The 15,175-nt window shown below is 55.6% G+C and carries 11 protein-coding genes, 4 tRNA genes and 1 rRNA gene; all 16 read left to right on the top strand.

Annotation, left to right across the window (positions count from 1 at the left end; all coding sequences use genetic code 11):
• Window positions 1-4 precede the first annotated feature (4 nt).
• The 16 genes from rrf to rpoC all read left to right on the top strand — a co-directional run bounded on the left by rrf (window position 5) and on the right by rpoC (window position 14,979).
• Window positions 5-120 (top strand): 5S ribosomal RNA (rrf, locus tag B0D71_RS30550).
• Between the two features lie 137 nt (window positions 121-257).
• On the top strand, window positions 258-1,217 hold the full coding sequence (gene birA / locus B0D71_RS30545) for a bifunctional biotin--[acetyl-CoA-carboxylase] ligase/biotin operon repressor BirA (RefSeq protein ID WP_103397988.1): 960 nt from the start codon (window positions 258-260) through the stop codon (window positions 1,215-1,217).
• Window positions 1,207-1,956, top strand: a complete 750-nt coding sequence (locus tag B0D71_RS30540) for a pantothenate kinase (RefSeq protein ID WP_103397987.1) — start codon at window positions 1,207-1,209, stop codon at window positions 1,954-1,956. The genes birA and B0D71_RS30540 overlap by 11 nt, the downstream gene beginning before the upstream one ends.
• 7 nt (window positions 1,957-1,963) lie before the next feature.
• On the top strand, window positions 1,964-2,404 hold the full coding sequence (locus B0D71_RS30535) for a hypothetical protein (RefSeq protein ID WP_103397986.1): 441 nt from the start codon (window positions 1,964-1,966) through the stop codon (window positions 2,402-2,404).
• A gap of 142 nt (window positions 2,405-2,546) precedes the next feature.
• Window positions 2,547-2,631 (top strand) — tRNA-Tyr (locus tag B0D71_RS30530).
• Between the two features lie 24 nt (window positions 2,632-2,655).
• Window positions 2,656-2,729, top strand: a tRNA-Gly gene (locus tag B0D71_RS30525).
• 26 nt (window positions 2,730-2,755) lie between these two features.
• A tRNA-Thr gene (locus B0D71_RS30520) sits at window positions 2,756-2,831 on the top strand.
• Window positions 2,832-3,004: 173 nt separating this feature from the next.
• Window positions 3,005-3,080: transfer RNA gene (locus tag B0D71_RS30515), tRNA-Trp, on the top strand.
• 45 nt (window positions 3,081-3,125) lie between these two features.
• Complete coding sequence (gene secE, locus B0D71_RS30510; protein ID WP_007984402.1) at window positions 3,126-3,494, top strand: preprotein translocase subunit SecE; 369 nt, start codon at window positions 3,126-3,128, stop codon at window positions 3,492-3,494.
• Window positions 3,495-3,503: 9 nt separating this feature from the next.
• Window positions 3,504-4,037, top strand: coding sequence for a transcription termination/antitermination protein NusG (gene nusG, locus B0D71_RS30505; RefSeq protein WP_046041611.1), 534 nt, complete (start codon window positions 3,504-3,506; stop codon window positions 4,035-4,037).
• A 117-nt stretch (window positions 4,038-4,154) separates the two neighbouring features.
• Window positions 4,155-4,586, top strand: coding sequence for a 50S ribosomal protein L11 (gene rplK, locus B0D71_RS30500; RefSeq protein ID WP_007933726.1), 432 nt, complete (start codon window positions 4,155-4,157; stop codon window positions 4,584-4,586).
• Entirely contained in the window at window positions 4,586-5,281 is a 696-nt protein-coding gene (gene rplA / locus B0D71_RS30495) for a 50S ribosomal protein L1 (RefSeq protein ID WP_003186095.1), read from the top strand. Before rplK ends, rplA begins: the two co-directional genes overlap by 1 nt.
• Window positions 5,282-5,479: 198 nt before the next feature.
• Window positions 5,480-5,980, top strand: coding sequence for a 50S ribosomal protein L10 (gene rplJ, locus B0D71_RS30490; RefSeq protein ID WP_007970413.1), 501 nt, complete (start codon window positions 5,480-5,482; stop codon window positions 5,978-5,980).
• Window positions 5,981-6,055: 75 nt separating this feature from the next.
• Window positions 6,056-6,421, top strand: coding sequence for a 50S ribosomal protein L7/L12 (gene rplL, locus B0D71_RS30485; RefSeq protein WP_007970414.1), 366 nt, complete (start codon window positions 6,056-6,058; stop codon window positions 6,419-6,421).
• 220 nt (window positions 6,422-6,641) lie between these two features.
• Complete coding sequence (gene rpoB, locus B0D71_RS30480) at window positions 6,642-10,715, top strand: DNA-directed RNA polymerase subunit beta (protein WP_103397985.1); 4,074 nt, start codon at window positions 6,642-6,644, stop codon at window positions 10,713-10,715.
• 64 nt (window positions 10,716-10,779) lie between these two features.
• Window positions 10,780-14,979, top strand: a complete 4,200-nt coding sequence (gene rpoC / locus B0D71_RS30475; protein WP_103397984.1) for a DNA-directed RNA polymerase subunit beta' — start codon at window positions 10,780-10,782, stop codon at window positions 14,977-14,979.
• Window positions 14,980-15,175: the final 196 nt, after the last annotated feature.

Raw genomic sequence — 15,175 nt, 5'->3', positions numbered from 1 at the left:
ATTTCTTGACGACCATAGAGCGTTGGAACCACCTGATCCCATCCCGAACTCAGCAGTGAAACGATGCATCGCCGATGGTAGTGTGGGGTTTCCCCATGTGAGAGTAGGTCATCGTCAAGATTAAATTCCGAAACCCCTATCTGCGTATGCAGGTAGGGGTTTTGTTTTTGGCCGCAGGAAAGCCACGGCTACTGGATTTCTATGCAATCGCTCGGCGCGTGGCTATCATGCGGGCCTCATTGTGAGGCGAGACCTGCATGCTGACGTTGTTAAAGCTTCTTAAAGATGGCCGATTCCATTCGGGTCAGGCGTTGGGTGCTGCCCTGGGCGTCAGTCGTAGTGCCGTGTGGAAGCAGCTTCAGCATTTAGAGGCTGAGCTAGGTTTGTCTATTCATAAGGTTCGTGGGCGTGGCTATCAATTGTCCGCGCCATTGGCGCTACTCGATTCGTCCGAGATAAGCGCAAAAGCTGTTTCTTACGACTGGCCCGCCCAGGTCTACGACTCAATCGACTCCACGAATGCCGAGGCGCTGCGGGCTGTAGAACGTGGGCAGGCGGCACCATTTGTCGTGCTTTCTGAGCGGCAGACGGCCGGGCGTGGGCGTCGTGGTCGCAAGTGGGTCAGTCCATTTGCAGAAAACGTCTATTACAGCCTGGTACTGCGTATTGATGGTGGGATGCGCCAGTTGGAGGGCTTGAGTCTCGTCGTTGGGCTCGCTGTTTTACAGACGTTACGTGAGCTCGGTATAGCAGCTGCTGGATTGAAGTGGCCTAACGATGTTCTTGTGGGGCAGAAAAAGATTGCGGGAATATTGCTCGAATTGGTGGGCGACCCGGCGGACGTGTGTCATGTGGTTCTCGGGGTGGGAATCAATGTGAACATGCAATCTGCTGATGAGGTAGAGCAGCAATGGACATCCATGCGGCTCGAGTCAGGCAAAATGTTTGATCGCAACCAATTGGTCGCTCTGTTGGGTGAGATGCTGCAGCGATACCTGGCTCGTCACCAGGCGGGTGGTTTTTTGGCCATCCAGTCAGAGTGGGAACAAAATCACCTGTGGCAGGGGCGAAGCGTGTCGTTGATTGCCGGTGTCAATCAAATTGATGGTGAGGTGCTTGGCATCGATGGCCAGGGTGCCTTGCGCCTGAAGGTGGATGGTGTGGAGAAAGTCTTCAGTGGTGGTGAGTTGAGCCTGAGGTTGCGTGATGATTCTTGAGCTCGATTGTGGGAACAGTTTCATCAAATGGCGCGTGCTTGCCGTTAATGCCGCGCAGGTGCTTGGTGAGGGGGTCGTCGATTCCAATCTCGCATTGCTTGAGGGGTTGGAGGCGCTCAAAGGGCTTGCCCTCACGTTTTGCCGGCTGGTGAGTGTCAGGACTGCAGAGGAGACCGGTGCCCTGACGTCTTTGCTGAAGGATGCCTTTGATGTGTCGGTAGTTTGTGCGGCGCCTGCGCGCGAAATGTCAGGTGTGCGCAACGGGTATGAGGAGTTTGAGCGGCTGGGCTTGGATCGGTGGCTTGCAATGCTTGGGGGCTTTCATCTGGCTTCGGGGGCATGCCTGGTGCTCGACTTCGGAACGGCCGTGACTGCTGATTTTATCGATGCGGATGGAGAGCACCTAGGGGGGTTTATCTGTCCGGGGATGCCGTTGATGCGTAACCAGTTGCGTACCCACACTCGAAAAATTCGTTATGGGGATCTGGCGGCTGAGCAGGCACTGGAAAGTCTTGTTCCGGGTCGCGCGACTGTTGAGGCTGTAGAGCGTGGTTGTTTGTTGATGTTGCGCGGCTTCGTTCTGACTCAGCTTGAGTTGGCGCGCAGCTACTGGGGTGAGGATTTTGTTGTATTCCTGACCGGGGGGGATGCAAGCCTGGTTTCTGAGGTTGTGCCTCAGGCCAGGGTGGTTCCGGACTTGGTGTTTGTCGGATTGGCCATGGCCTGTCCCTTGTCCTGAGGTTTTTATGCGTTGGTTGTTTCTGCTGCTGCTTGTCCTCAATGGGTTCTATTACATCTGGCATCAACAAGAGGCTCCTCTGCGTGCAAAGGATGTCACGCCTTTGAGTCTGTATCGCGGGTCTCAGCAAGATATCCGCTTGTTGAGTGAAGCGAGTGACGTATCGAAAGACAAGGGTAAAGCTGTCTCGACAGATAATGGCTGCCTTTATCTGGGCGGCTATGCGCGCCAGGAGGCCGCGCAGGCGGTTGAGCGACGCTTGATCGGGATGGAGGTCAAGTATCAACCCATGCCGAAAGCTGCGGCTGAAGGTGCAGGGTATTGGGTGCGTATCGCACCGGAAAGCCGGCGTTGGCTGGACGATCTGCAGCTGCAAAACCTTTCTAAAGAATTCAATGAGTTAAAACATAAAATAATGCCGTGCGAGGGGGTTGCGCCCACTGAATAGTTTGCATAGAATGGCGCCCGCTCCACAGCGAACACCGGAAACGGTTAGCGATGTGAGGCGAGGTCAACGCAGCTAACCTCAAGATTTAATTGAGAAAATGCTTGACAGAAGGCTGGCATGATGTAGAATGCCGGCTCGCTTAGGAGGGGTTCCCGAGCGGCCAAAGGGATCAGACTGTAAATCTGACGTCTACGACTTCGAAGGTTCGAATCCTTCCCCCTCCACCATTTTTAGCGAGAGCTGTAAGCCTCGCGGGTATAGTTTAGTGGTAGAACCTCAGCCTTCCAAGCTGATGATGCGGGTTCGATTCCCGCTACCCGCTCCAAGTTTACAGGTTTTGCACAGTGTTACGCTCTTGTAGCTCAGTTGGTAGAGCACACCCTTGGTAAGGGTGAGGTCAGCGGTTCAAATCCGCTCAAGAGCTCCATATAACAAGGCAGATATGAAAATATCTGCCTTTGTTTTAGGTGGTTGTGGTTGCGCCTCATTGTGTTATTGAGGTTTTCCGGTGCTGAGGTGCTGGTATTGCAGCTGGAGTTGCCTGGTAGTGGTTGTAAAGTCTTTTTCGGGTCGGCATAATGGTCGGCCTGATTTTGTTTTAGGTCAGTAGCTCAATTGGCAGAGCGACGGTCTCCAAAACCGTAGGTTGGGGGTTCGATTCCCTCCTGACCTGCCAGATTCACCTGGTGTGTCTGGCTTTCTTTTCACAGGATCTTCATAGATGACTCCTAAAGCTGAAGCTCAAGGCTCTCGTTTCGATCTCCTCAAGTGGCTTGTAGTAGTCGCTCTGGTGGTTGTTGGCGTTGTTGGCAATCAGTACTTCTCTGCTTCGCCGATCCTGTACCGCGTACTCGCATTGCTCGCCATTGCTGCTGTAGCTGCCTTTGTAGGCCTGCAGACAGTCAAGGGCAAGTCTTTCTTTGTACTGGTTAAGGAAGCGCGCACCGAAATTCGTAAAGTCGTTTGGCCAACTCGCCAAGAAACCACGCAGACCACCCTGATTGTGGTGGCTGTTGTTCTGGTTATGGCGTTGCTGTTGTGGGGGCTTGATTCCCTGCTCGGCTGGCTTGTTTCCTTGATTGTCGGCTAAGGGTGTCCCGTGGCTAAGCGTTGGTATGTTGTGCATGCTTACTCCGGTTACGAGAAGCATGTAATGCGCTCGCTGGTCGAGCGCGTGAAGCTGGCTGGTATGGAAGATGGCTTCGGCGAAATTCTGGTTCCCACTGAAGAAGTGGTTGAGATGCGCAATGGCCAGAAGCGCAAAAGTGAGCGTAAATTCTTCCCTGGCTATGTGCTGGTGCAGATGGATATGAATGAGGGTACTTGGCACTTGGTCAAGGACACTCCTCGGGTGATGGGTTTCATTGGCGGTACTGCCGATAAGCCTGCGCCAATCACTGATAAAGAAGCAGAAGCGATTCTGCGCCGCGTTGCTGATGGTAGCGACAAGCCGAAGCCGAAGACGTTGTTCGAGCCGGGTGAGTCGGTGCGTGTCAATGACGGTCCGTTTGCGGACTTTACCGGTGTTGTTGAAGAAGTTAACTACGAAAAGAGCCGGATTCAGGTCGCAGTGCTCATTTTCGGTCGCTCTACTCCGGTGGAGCTCGAGTTCAGCCAGGTCGAAAAGGTCTAGTTGAACAAAAATCCCAACCCCGCAGCCGTAGGCTGTGGGGTTTTGTCGTCACTGGGATAAACGCGCAAGTAACCGGGGAGCCTCTCGAGGCGTTCGAACCCGTAATTGGAGTGCCTCATGGCCAAGAAGATTACCGCTTACATCAAGCTGCAAGTGAAGGCCGCTCAGGCTAACCCAAGCCCACCTGTTGGTCCTGCTCTGGGTCAGCACGGCGTGAACATCATGGAATTCTGCAAGGCTTTCAACGCCCGTACTCAGGGTCTTGAGCCAGGTCTGCCGACTCCAGTGATCATCACTGTCTACAGCGACCGTAGCTTCACTTTCGAAACCAAATCCACCCCTGCTTCGGTTCTGCTGAAGAAGGCGGCCGGTCTGACCAGCGGTTCCGCTCGTCCGAACACCGTTAAGGTTGGCACTGTGACTCGTGCTCAGCTGGAAGAAATCGCGAAAACCAAAAACGCGGATCTGACTGCAGCTGATATGGAAGCAGCCGTGCGTACTATCGCCGGTTCTGCTCGTAGCATGGGCCTTAACGTGGAGGGTGTGTAATGGCTAAGCTGACCAAGCGTCAAAAGGCTATCGCCGGCAAAATCGAAGCAGGCAAGGCCTACAACTTTGTAGACGCCGCTGCCCTGCTGGCTGAGCTGTCGACTGTCAAGTTCAGCGAGTCGTTCGACGTAGCTGTTAACCTGGGTGTTGACCCGCGTAAATCCGACCAGGTCGTTCGTAGCGCTACCGTGCTGCCACACGGCACTGGCAAGACCGTTCGCGTTGCTGTGTTCACCCAGGGTCCAGCTGCTGAAGCCGCTCTGGCTGCCGGCGCTGACCGCGTAGGCATGGACGACCTGGCTGCCGAAATGAAAGGCGGCGACTTGAACTATGACGTAGTGATCGCATCCCCGGATGCCATGCGTGTTGTAGGTCAGTTGGGTCAGATCCTCGGTCCACGTGGCCTGATGCCTAACCCTAAAGTCGGCACCGTAACTCCAGACGTAGCTACCGCGGTTAAAAACGCCAAGGCTGGTCAGGTTCGTTATCGCACCGACAAAAACGGCATCATTCACACTTCCGTTGGCAAGATCGGCTTCGACGCCGTCAAGCTGAAGGAAAACGTTGAAGCCCTGATCGCTGATCTGAAGCGTATCAAGCCAGCTTCCTCGAAAGGCATTTACGTCAAGCGCGTTACCCTGAGCACCACTATGGGCCCAGGTCTGGTCATCGACCAAAGCTCGCTCGACGCGTAAGACAAAGATTGGCGCAAGCGATTGCGCCAATTGAAAAATTGGGGTCCCTGCCTGGCGGGGGCTATCCAAGACCGTAGGCGACGCAAGTCTTAAACCTCAAGCCTACGCAGATGGTGCTCCCGGTTCCTTACCGAATCAGACACCAAAACGACATCCGGTTTCGACCAGATGAAACGGTAACAAGCAGGAGTTAAACCCGTGGCAATTAAACTCGAAGACAAGAAGGCCATCGTCGCTGAAGTCAACGAGGCTGCCAAAGTCGCTCTGTCCGCTGTCGTGGCTGATGCCCGTGGCGTAACAGTAGGCGCGATGACCGGACTCCGTAAAGAGGCTCGTGAAGCTGGCGTTTACGTACGTGTTGTACGTAACACTCTGCTCAAGCGCGCTGTTGCTGACACTGAATTCAGTGTCCTCAACGACGTGTTCACTGGCCCTACCCTGATTGCGTTCTCCAAAGAACATCCAGGCGCTGCTGCCCGGATCTTCAAGGAATTCGCAAAGGGTCAGGACAAGTTCGAGATCAAGGCAGCTGCGTTCGAGGGCAAGTTCCTCGCAGCTAACCAAATCGACGTACTGGCAACTCTGCCGACCCGTGACGAAGCAATTTCTCAGCTGATGAGCGTGATTCAAGGCGCTACCAGCAAATTGGCTCGTACTCTGGCGGCAATTCGCGACCAGAAAGAAGCTGCTGCAGCCTAAGGCTCGTCAACTTCTCGCGTTTTTTGTTTTTTTCGATGGTCGCGTAGGCCGTCCCCAATATCAGGAATTAGATTCATGTCTATCTCTCAGAACGATATCCTTGAAGCAGTTGGCAACATGTCCGTAATGGAAGTTGTTGAGCTGATCAAAGCTTTCGAAGAAAAATTCGGCGTTACCGCTGCTGCTGCATCGGCTGGTCCAGCTGTTGCTGCTGCCGTTGCTGAAGAGCAAACCGAATTCAACGTCATGCTGACCGAAGCTGGCGAGAAGAAAGTTAACGTGATCAAGGCTGTACGTGAACTGACCGGTCTGGGCTTGAAAGAAGCCAAGGCTGTAGTTGACGGCGCACCTGCCATGGTTCTGGAAGCTGTTGCCAAAGACGCAGCTGACAAAGCCAAAGCAGCTCTGGAAGAAGCAGGCGCTAAAGTCGAGCTGAAGTAAGCATCGACTTTGCTCCTCCAGCCCGAGCGTTAAGCGACAGGCTGATGGCTGGTGGCTCTTGCCACCGGCCTTTTTCCGTTATTGGCAGCCGACTGGGTCGGTGCCGATAACGTGCTGTAACCACCCGATGCGGTGGCGCAAACCATGGGGTTTGCACGATTTTCTGGCTGCTCCCGTCGGGAGGGGCCAAACAAGCAGGTGACCAAGCTGGGGAACGCTGATGGCTTACTCATATACTGAGAAAAAACGTATCCGCAAGGACTTTAGCAAGTTGCCGGACGTCATGGATGTGCCGTACCTCCTGGCCATCCAGCTGGATTCGTATCGTGAATTCTTGCAAGCGGGAGCGACTAAAGATCAGTTCCGCGACGTGGGCCTGCATGCGGCCTTCAAATCCGTTTTCCCGATCATCAGCTACTCCGGCAATGCTGCGCTGGAGTACGTCGGATATCGTCTGGGCGAACCGGCATTTGATGTCAAAGAATGCGTATTGCGCGGTGTAACTTACGCCGTACCTTTGCGGGTAAAAGTGCGCCTGATCATTTTCGACAAAGAATCGTCGAACAAAGCGATCAAGGACATCAAAGAGCAAGAAGTCTACATGGGTGAAATTCCCCTGATGACTGAAAACGGTACCTTCGTAATCAACGGTACTGAGCGTGTAATCGTTTCCCAGCTGCACCGTTCCCCGGGCGTGTTCTTCGACCACGACCGTGGCAAGACGCACAGCTCCGGTAAACTGCTGTACTCCGCGCGCATCATTCCTTACCGCGGTTCGTGGCTGGACTTCGAGTTCGACCCGAAAGACTGCGTATTCGTGCGTATTGACCGTCGTCGCAAGCTGCCTGCCTCGGTACTGCTGCGCGCGCTGGGCTATACCACTGAAGAAGTGTTGGACGCGTTCTATACCACCAACGTATTCCACGTGAAGGGCGAGACCCTGAGCCTGGAGCTGGTGCCTCAGCGCCTGCGTGGTGAAATCGCTGTCCTCGATATTCAGGATGACAAAGGCAAGGTTATTGTCGAGCAGGGTCGTCGTATCACCGCTCGCCACATCAACCAGCTGGAAAAAGCCGGTATCAAAGAGCTGGATGTGCCTCTGGACTACGTCCTGGGTCGCACAACCGCCAAGGTCATCGTGCATCCGGCAACCGGCGAAATCCTGGCAGAGTGCAACACTGAGCTGAACACCGAGATCCTGGCCAAAATCGCCAAGGCTCAGGTTGTTCGCATCGAAACTCTGTACACCAACGATATCGACTGCGGTCCGTTCGTCTCCGACACTCTGAAGATCGACTCCACCAGTAACCAATTGGAAGCGCTGGTAGAGATCTATCGCATGATGCGTCCTGGCGAGCCGCCAACCAAAGACGCTGCCGAGACCCTGTTCAACAACCTGTTCTTCAGCCCTGAGCGCTATGACCTGTCTGCGGTCGGCCGGATGAAGTTCAACCGTCGTATCGGTCGTACTGAGATCGAAGGTTCGGGCGTGCTGTGCAAGGAAGACATCGTTGCGGTACTGAAGACTCTGGTCGACATCCGTAACGGTAAAGGCATCGTCGATGACATCGACCATCTGGGTAACCGTCGTGTTCGCTGCGTAGGCGAAATGGCCGAGAACCAGTTCCGCGTTGGCCTGGTACGTGTTGAGCGTGCGGTCAAAGAGCGTCTGTCGATGGCTGAAAGCGAAGGCCTGATGCCGCAAGACCTGATCAACGCCAAGCCAGTGGCTGCGGCGGTGAAAGAGTTCTTCGGTTCCAGCCAGCTGTCCCAGTTCATGGGCCAGAACAACCCGCTGTCCGAAATCACCCACAAACGTCGTGTTTCTGCACTCGGCCCTGGTGGTTTGACTCGTGAGCGTGCCGGCTTTGAAGTTCGTGACGTACACCCGACCCACTACGGTCGTGTTTGCCCGATCGAAACGCCGGAAGGTCCGAACATCGGTCTGATCAACTCTCTGGCTGCCTATGCGCGCACCAACCAGTACGGCTTCCTGGAAAGCCCGTACCGCGTGGTGAAAGACGCCCTGGTCACCGATGAGATCGTGTTCCTGTCCGCCATCGAAGAGGCTGATCACGTGATCGCTCAGGCTTCGGCCACGATGAACGACAAGAAAGTCCTGGTCGACGAGCTGGTAGCTGTTCGTCACCTGAACGAATTCACCGTCAAGGCGCCGGAAGACGTCACCTTGATGGACGTATCGCCGAAGCAGGTAGTTTCGGTTGCTGCGTCGCTGATTCCGTTCCTCGAGCACGACGACGCCAACCGTGCGTTGATGGGTTCGAACATGCAGCGTCAAGCTGTACCAACCCTGCGCGCTGATAAGCCGCTGGTAGGTACCGGCATGGAGCGTAACGTAGCCCGTGACTCCGGCGTTTGCGTCGTGGCTCGTCGTGGCGGCGTGATCGACTCCGTCGACGCCAGCCGTATCGTGGTTCGTGTTGCCGATGACGAAGTTGAAACTGGTGAAGCCGGTGTCGACATCTACAACCTGACCAAGTACACCCGCTCCAACCAGAACACCTGCATCAACCAGCGTCCGCTGGTGCGTAAAGGTGATCGGGTTCAGCGTAGCGACATCATGGCCGACGGCCCGTCCACCGACATGGGTGAACTGGCACTGGGTCAGAACATGCGCATCGCGTTCATGGCATGGAACGGCTTCAACTTCGAAGACTCCATCTGCCTGTCCGAGCGTGTAGTTCAGGAAGACCGTTTCACCACGATCCACATTCAGGAACTGACCTGTGTGGCCCGTGACACCAAGCTTGGCCCAGAGGAAATCACTGCGGACATCCCGAACGTGGGTGAAGCTGCACTGAACAAGCTGGACGAAGCCGGTATCGTTTACGTAGGTGCTGAAGTCGGCGCAGGCGACATCCTGGTTGGTAAGGTCACTCCGAAAGGCGAGACCCAACTGACTCCGGAAGAAAAACTGCTGCGCGCGATCTTCGGTGAAAAAGCCAGCGACGTTAAAGACACCTCCCTGCGTGTACCTACCGGTACCAAAGGTACTGTCATCGACGTACAGGTCTTCACCCGCGACGGCGTTGAGCGTGATGCTCGTGCCCTGTCGATCGAGAAGTCCCAGCTGGACGAGATCCGCAAGGACCTGAACGAAGAGTTCCGTATCGTTGAAGGTGCTACTTTCGAACGTCTGCGTTCCGCTCTGGTCGGCCACAAAGCCGAAGGCGGCGCCGGTCTGAAGAAAGGCCAGGACATCACCGACGAAGTTCTCGACGGTCTTGAGCACGGCCAGTGGTTCAAACTGCGCATGGCTGAAGATGCTCTGAACGAGCAGCTCGAGAAGGCTCAGGCCTACATCGTTGATCGTCGCCGTCTGCTGGACGACAAGTTCGAAGACAAGAAACGCAAACTGCAGCAGGGCGATGACCTGGCTCCAGGCGTGTTGAAAATCGTCAAGGTTTACCTGGCAATCCGTCGTCGCATCCAGCCGGGCGACAAGATGGCCGGTCGTCACGGTAACAAGGGTGTGGTCTCCGTGATCATGCCGGTTGAAGACATGCCGCACGATGCCAATGGCACCCCGGTCGACGTCGTCCTCAACCCGTTGGGCGTACCTTCGCGTATGAACGTTGGTCAGATCCTCGAAACCCACCTGGGCCTCGCGGCCAAGGGCTTGGGCGAGAAGATCAACCGCATGATTGAAGAGCAGCGCAAGGTTGCCGAGCTGCGTAAATTCCTGCACGAGATCTACAACGAGATCGGCGGTCGTCAGGAAAGCCTCGATGACTTCTCGGACCAGGAAATCCTGGATCTGGCTCAAAACCTGCGTGGCGGCGTTCCAATGGCCACTCCAGTGTTCGACGGCGCCAAGGAAAGCGAAATCAAGGCCATGCTGAAACTGGCAGACCTGCCAGAAAGCGGCCAGATGCAGCTGACTGACGGCCGTACCGGCAACAAGTTCGAGCGCCCGGTTACCGTTGGCTACATGTACATGCTGAAGCTGAACCACTTGGTAGACGACAAGATGCACGCTCGTTCTACCGGTTCGTACAGCCTGGTTACCCAGCAGCCGCTGGGTGGTAAGGCGCAGTTCGGTGGTCAGCGTTTCGGGGAGATGGAGGTCTGGGCACTGGAAGCATACGGTGCCGCTTACACTCTGCAAGAAATGCTCACAGTGAAGTCGGACGATGTGAACGGCCGTACCAAGATGTACAAAAACATCGTGGATGGCGATCACCGTATGGAGCCGGGCATGCCCGAGTCCTTCAACGTGTTGATCAAGGAAATTCGTTCCCTCGGCATCGATATCGATCTGGAAACCGAATAACACGTGACGCGAATCGAGAGCGGGGCAGGATTGCCCGCTCTCTGCTCCGCCAGGAGGAAAGGCCTTGAAAGACCTACTGAATTTGCTGAAAAACCAGGGTCAAGTCGAAGAGTTCGACGCCATCCGTATCGGACTGGCATCGCCTGAGATGATCCGTTCGTGGTCGTTCGGTGAAGTTAAAAAGCCGGAAACCATCAACTACCGTACGTTCAAACCTGAGCGTGACGGCCTGTTCTGCGCCAAGATCTTTGGCCCGGTAAAGGATTACGAGTGCCTGTGCGGTAAGTACAAGCGCTTGAAGCACCGTGGTGTGATCTGCGAGAAGTGCGGCGTTGAAGTTGCACTGGCAAAAGTTCGTCGTGAGCGCATGGCGCACATCGAGCTGGCCTCGCCTGTTGCCCACATCTGGTTCCTGAAATCGCTGCCGTCCCGTATTGGCTTGCTGATGGACATGACCCTGCGTGATATCGAGCGCGTTCTCTACTTCGAGAGCTACGTCGTTATCGATCCAGGCATGACCACCCTTGAAAAAGGTCAGCTGCTGAACGACGAGCAGTACTTCGAAGCGCTGGAAGAATTCGGTGACGATTTCGATGCCCGCATGGGTGCCGAAGCTGTCCGCGAACTGCTGCACGCTATCGACCTGGAACACGAGATTGGCCGTCTGCGTGAAGAAATTCCGCAAACCAACTCCGAAACTAAAATCAAGAAGCTGTCCAAGCGTCTGAAGTTGATGGAAGCCTTCCAGGGTTCCGGCAACCTGCCAGAGTGGATGGTGCTGACCGTTCTGCCGGTTCTGCCGCCAGATCTGCGTCCACTGGTCCCGCTGGATGGCGGTCGCTTCGCGACTTCCGACCTCAACGATCTGTATCGTCGAGTGATCAACCGTAACAACCGTTTGAAGCGCCTGCTGGATCTGTCCGCTCCGGACATCATCGTGCGCAACGAAAAACGTATGTTGCAGGAAGCCGTCGACGCACTGCTCGATAACGGCCGTCGTGGCCGCGCTATCACCGGTTCGAACAAGCGCCCTCTGAAATCCCTGGCTGACATGATCAAGGGTAAGCAGGGTCGTTTCCGTCAGAACTTGCTCGGTAAGCGTGTTGACTACTCGGGTCGTTCGGTAATTACCGTAGGTCCGACCCTGCGTCTGCACCAGTGCGGTCTGCCGAAGAAGATGGCTCTCGAGCTGTTCAAGCCGTTCATTTTCGGCAAGCTGGAAATGCGTGGTCTCGCTACCACCATCAAAGCTGCCAAGAAGATGGTCGAGCGCGAGCTGCCAGAGGTTTGGGACGTTCTCGCTGAAGTGATCCGTGAACACCCGGTTCTCCTCAACCGTGCACCGACCCTTCACCGTCTGGGTATCCAGGCGTTTGAACCGGTACTGATCGAAGGCAAGGCTATCCAGCTGCACCCTCTGGTCTGCGCCGCGTACAACGCTGACTTCGACGGCGACCAAATGGCCGTGCACGTACCGCTGACGCTGGAAGCCCAGCTCGAAGCGCGTGCGTTGATGATGTCGACCAACAACATTCTGTCGCCAGCCAACGGTGAGCCAATCATCGTTCCTTCGCAGGACGTTGTATTGGGTCTGTACTACATGACTCGTGAAGCGATCAACGCCAAGGGCGAAGGTCGTGTGTTCGCGGATCTGCAGGAAGTTGACCGTGTGTTCCGTGCCGGCGAAGCCGCACTGCACGCCAAGGTCAAGGTGCGGATCAACGAAACCGTCAACGACCGTGACGGCGGCAGCGTGAGCGGCACCCGTATCGTCGACACTACTGTCGGCCGTGCGTTGCTGTATCAAGTTGTGCCAAAAGGTCTGTCGTACGACGTCGTCAACCTGCCGATGAAGAAAAAGGCGATCTCCAAGCTGATCAACCAGTGCTACCGCGTGGTTGGTCTGAAAGAGACCGTGATCTTCGCTGACCAGTTGATGTACACCGGTTTTGCTTACTCGACCATCTCCGGCGTTTCCATCGGTGTTAACGACTTCGTTATCCCGGATGAAAAAGCCCGCATCATCGGTGCTGCCACCGACGAAGTGAAAGAGATCGAAAGCCAGTACGCCTCCGGCCTGGTAACCCAGGGCGAGAAGTACAACAAAGTGATCGACCTTTGGTCGAAAGCGAACGACGAAGTTTCCAAGGCGATGATGGCCAACCTCTCGAAAGAGAAAGTCATCGACCGTCATGGCGTCGAAGTCGACCAGGAATCCTTCAACTCGATGTACATGATGGCTGACTCGGGTGCGCGGGGTTCCGCAGCACAGATTCGTCAGCTGGCCGGTATGCGTGGCCTGATGGCCAAGCCGGACGGTTCCATCATTGAAACGCCGATTACTGCGAACTTCCGTGAAGGTTTGAGCGTACTTCAGTACTTCATCTCCACTCACGGTGCTCGTAAAGGTCTGGCGGATACCGCGTTGAAAACGGCGAACTCGGGTTACCTGACTCGTCGTCTGGTAGACGTGGCGCAGGATCTGGTTGTAACCGAGATCGATTGCGGCACCGAACACGGTCTGCTGATGACTCCGCACATTGAAGGCGGTGACGTTGTAGAGCCGTTGGGTGAGCGCGTATTGGGTCGTGTTATCGCCCGTGACGTATTCAAGCCAGGTACCGAGGACGTCATCGTTCCTGCCGGCACCCTGGTAGACGAGAAGTGGGTCGAGTTCATCGAGCTGAACAGCATCGACGAAGTGATTGTGCGCTCGCCGATCAGCTGCGAAACCCGCTTCGGCATTTGCGCCAAGTGCTACGGCCGCGATCTGGCTCGTGGTCACCAGGTGAACATCGGTGAAGCGGTCGGCGTTATCGCTGCCCAGTCCATCGGTGAGCCGGGTACCCAGCTGACGATGCGTACGTTCCACATCGGTGGTGCGGCAAGCCGGACCTCCGCAGCCGACAGCGTTCAGGTGAAGAATGGCGGTACCGTCCGTCTGCATAACCTGAAGCACGTTGAGCGAGTGGATGGTCACCTGGTTGCCGTGTCCCGTTCCGGTGAGCTGGCCATCGCTGATGACTTCGGTCGTGAGCGTGAGCGTTACAAGCTGCCGTACGGTGCCGTGATTTCGGTTAAAGAGGGTGACAAGGTCGAAGCTGGCGCAATCGTGGCCAAGTGGGATCCGCACACTCACCCAATCGTTACCGAAATGAAAGGTACCGTGACCTACGTGGGCATGGAAGAAGGCATCACGATCAAGCGTCAGACTGACGAATTGACCGGTATGACCAACATTGAAGTGCTCGACGCCAAAGATCGTCCAGCTGCCGGTAAGGACATCCGTCCTGCCGTTAAGATGGTCGACGACAACGGCAAGGATCTGTTGCTGCCAGGTACTGACGTTATCGCTCAGTACTTCCTGCCAGCCAACGCCCTGGTCGGTGTAGCGGATGGTGCGAAGATCGCGATCGGTGATGTTATCGCTCGTATCCCGCAAGAGACTTCGAAAACTCGCGACATCACCGGTGGTCTGCCACGTGTTGCCGACTTGTTCGAAGCCCGTCGTCCGAAAGAAGCGTCGATTCTGGCTGAAGTCAGCGGCACCATCGCGTTCGGTAAAGAGACCAAGGGCAAGCGCCGTCTGGTTATCACCCCGAACGACGGTACCGATCCGTACGAAGAGCTGATTCCGAAGTGGCGTCACCTTAACGTGTTCGAAGGCGAACAGGTAAACCGCGGCGAAGTTATCTCCGACGGCCCGAGCGATCCACACGACATCCTGCGTCTGCTGGGTGTGAGTGCGCTGGCCAAGTACATCGTTAACGAGATCCAGGACGTTTATCGTCTGCAAGGCGTGAAGATCAACGACAAGCACATCGAGACCATCCTGCGTCAGATGCTGCGTAAAGTTGAGATCGCTGAGTCTGGCGATTCGAGTTTCATCAAGGGCGACCAGATGGAGCTGACTCACGTACTGGTAGAGAACGAGCGTTTGAGCGGCGAAGACAAATTTGTCTCCAAGTTCACTCGCGTTCTGCTGGGTATCACCAAGGCGTCGTTGTCCACCGAATCGTTCATCTCGGCGGCTTCCTTCCAGGAAACCACTCGCGTACTGACCGAAGCGGCGGTAACCGGCAAGCGCGATTACCTGCGCGGCCTGAAAGAAAACGTGGTCGTGGGTCGTCTGATCCCGGCTGGTACCGGTCTGGCTTATCACAGCGAGCGTAAGCGCCGCCGTGATGCAGACAAGCCGTTGCGCGTAAGCGCCAGTGAAGTGGAAGCTGCACTGACCGAAGCGCTGAACTCGAGCGGTAACTGAGTTCTGCGGTAAGTGAGTGTGAGGCCCTGGTCACTCCGTTCATCGAATCGAGACAATTTGTCGAGACTGGATGAGCGGGGAGGGCGGGGCCTTGCCTTGACTGGGGACAAGATCCTCTTTAGACTCTTGTACCCCTAAATTTGGCGGGAACTCGTTCCTGCCATTTTGCTTTTCTTGCAAGACAATAGCGTCGCAA

This window comes from Pseudomonas laurylsulfativorans (genome assembly GCF_002906155.1).
Classification (GTDB): Bacteria; Pseudomonadota; Gammaproteobacteria; order Pseudomonadales; family Pseudomonadaceae; genus Aquipseudomonas; species Aquipseudomonas laurylsulfativorans.
This window is presented reverse-complemented; position numbering and strand designations above follow the sequence as displayed.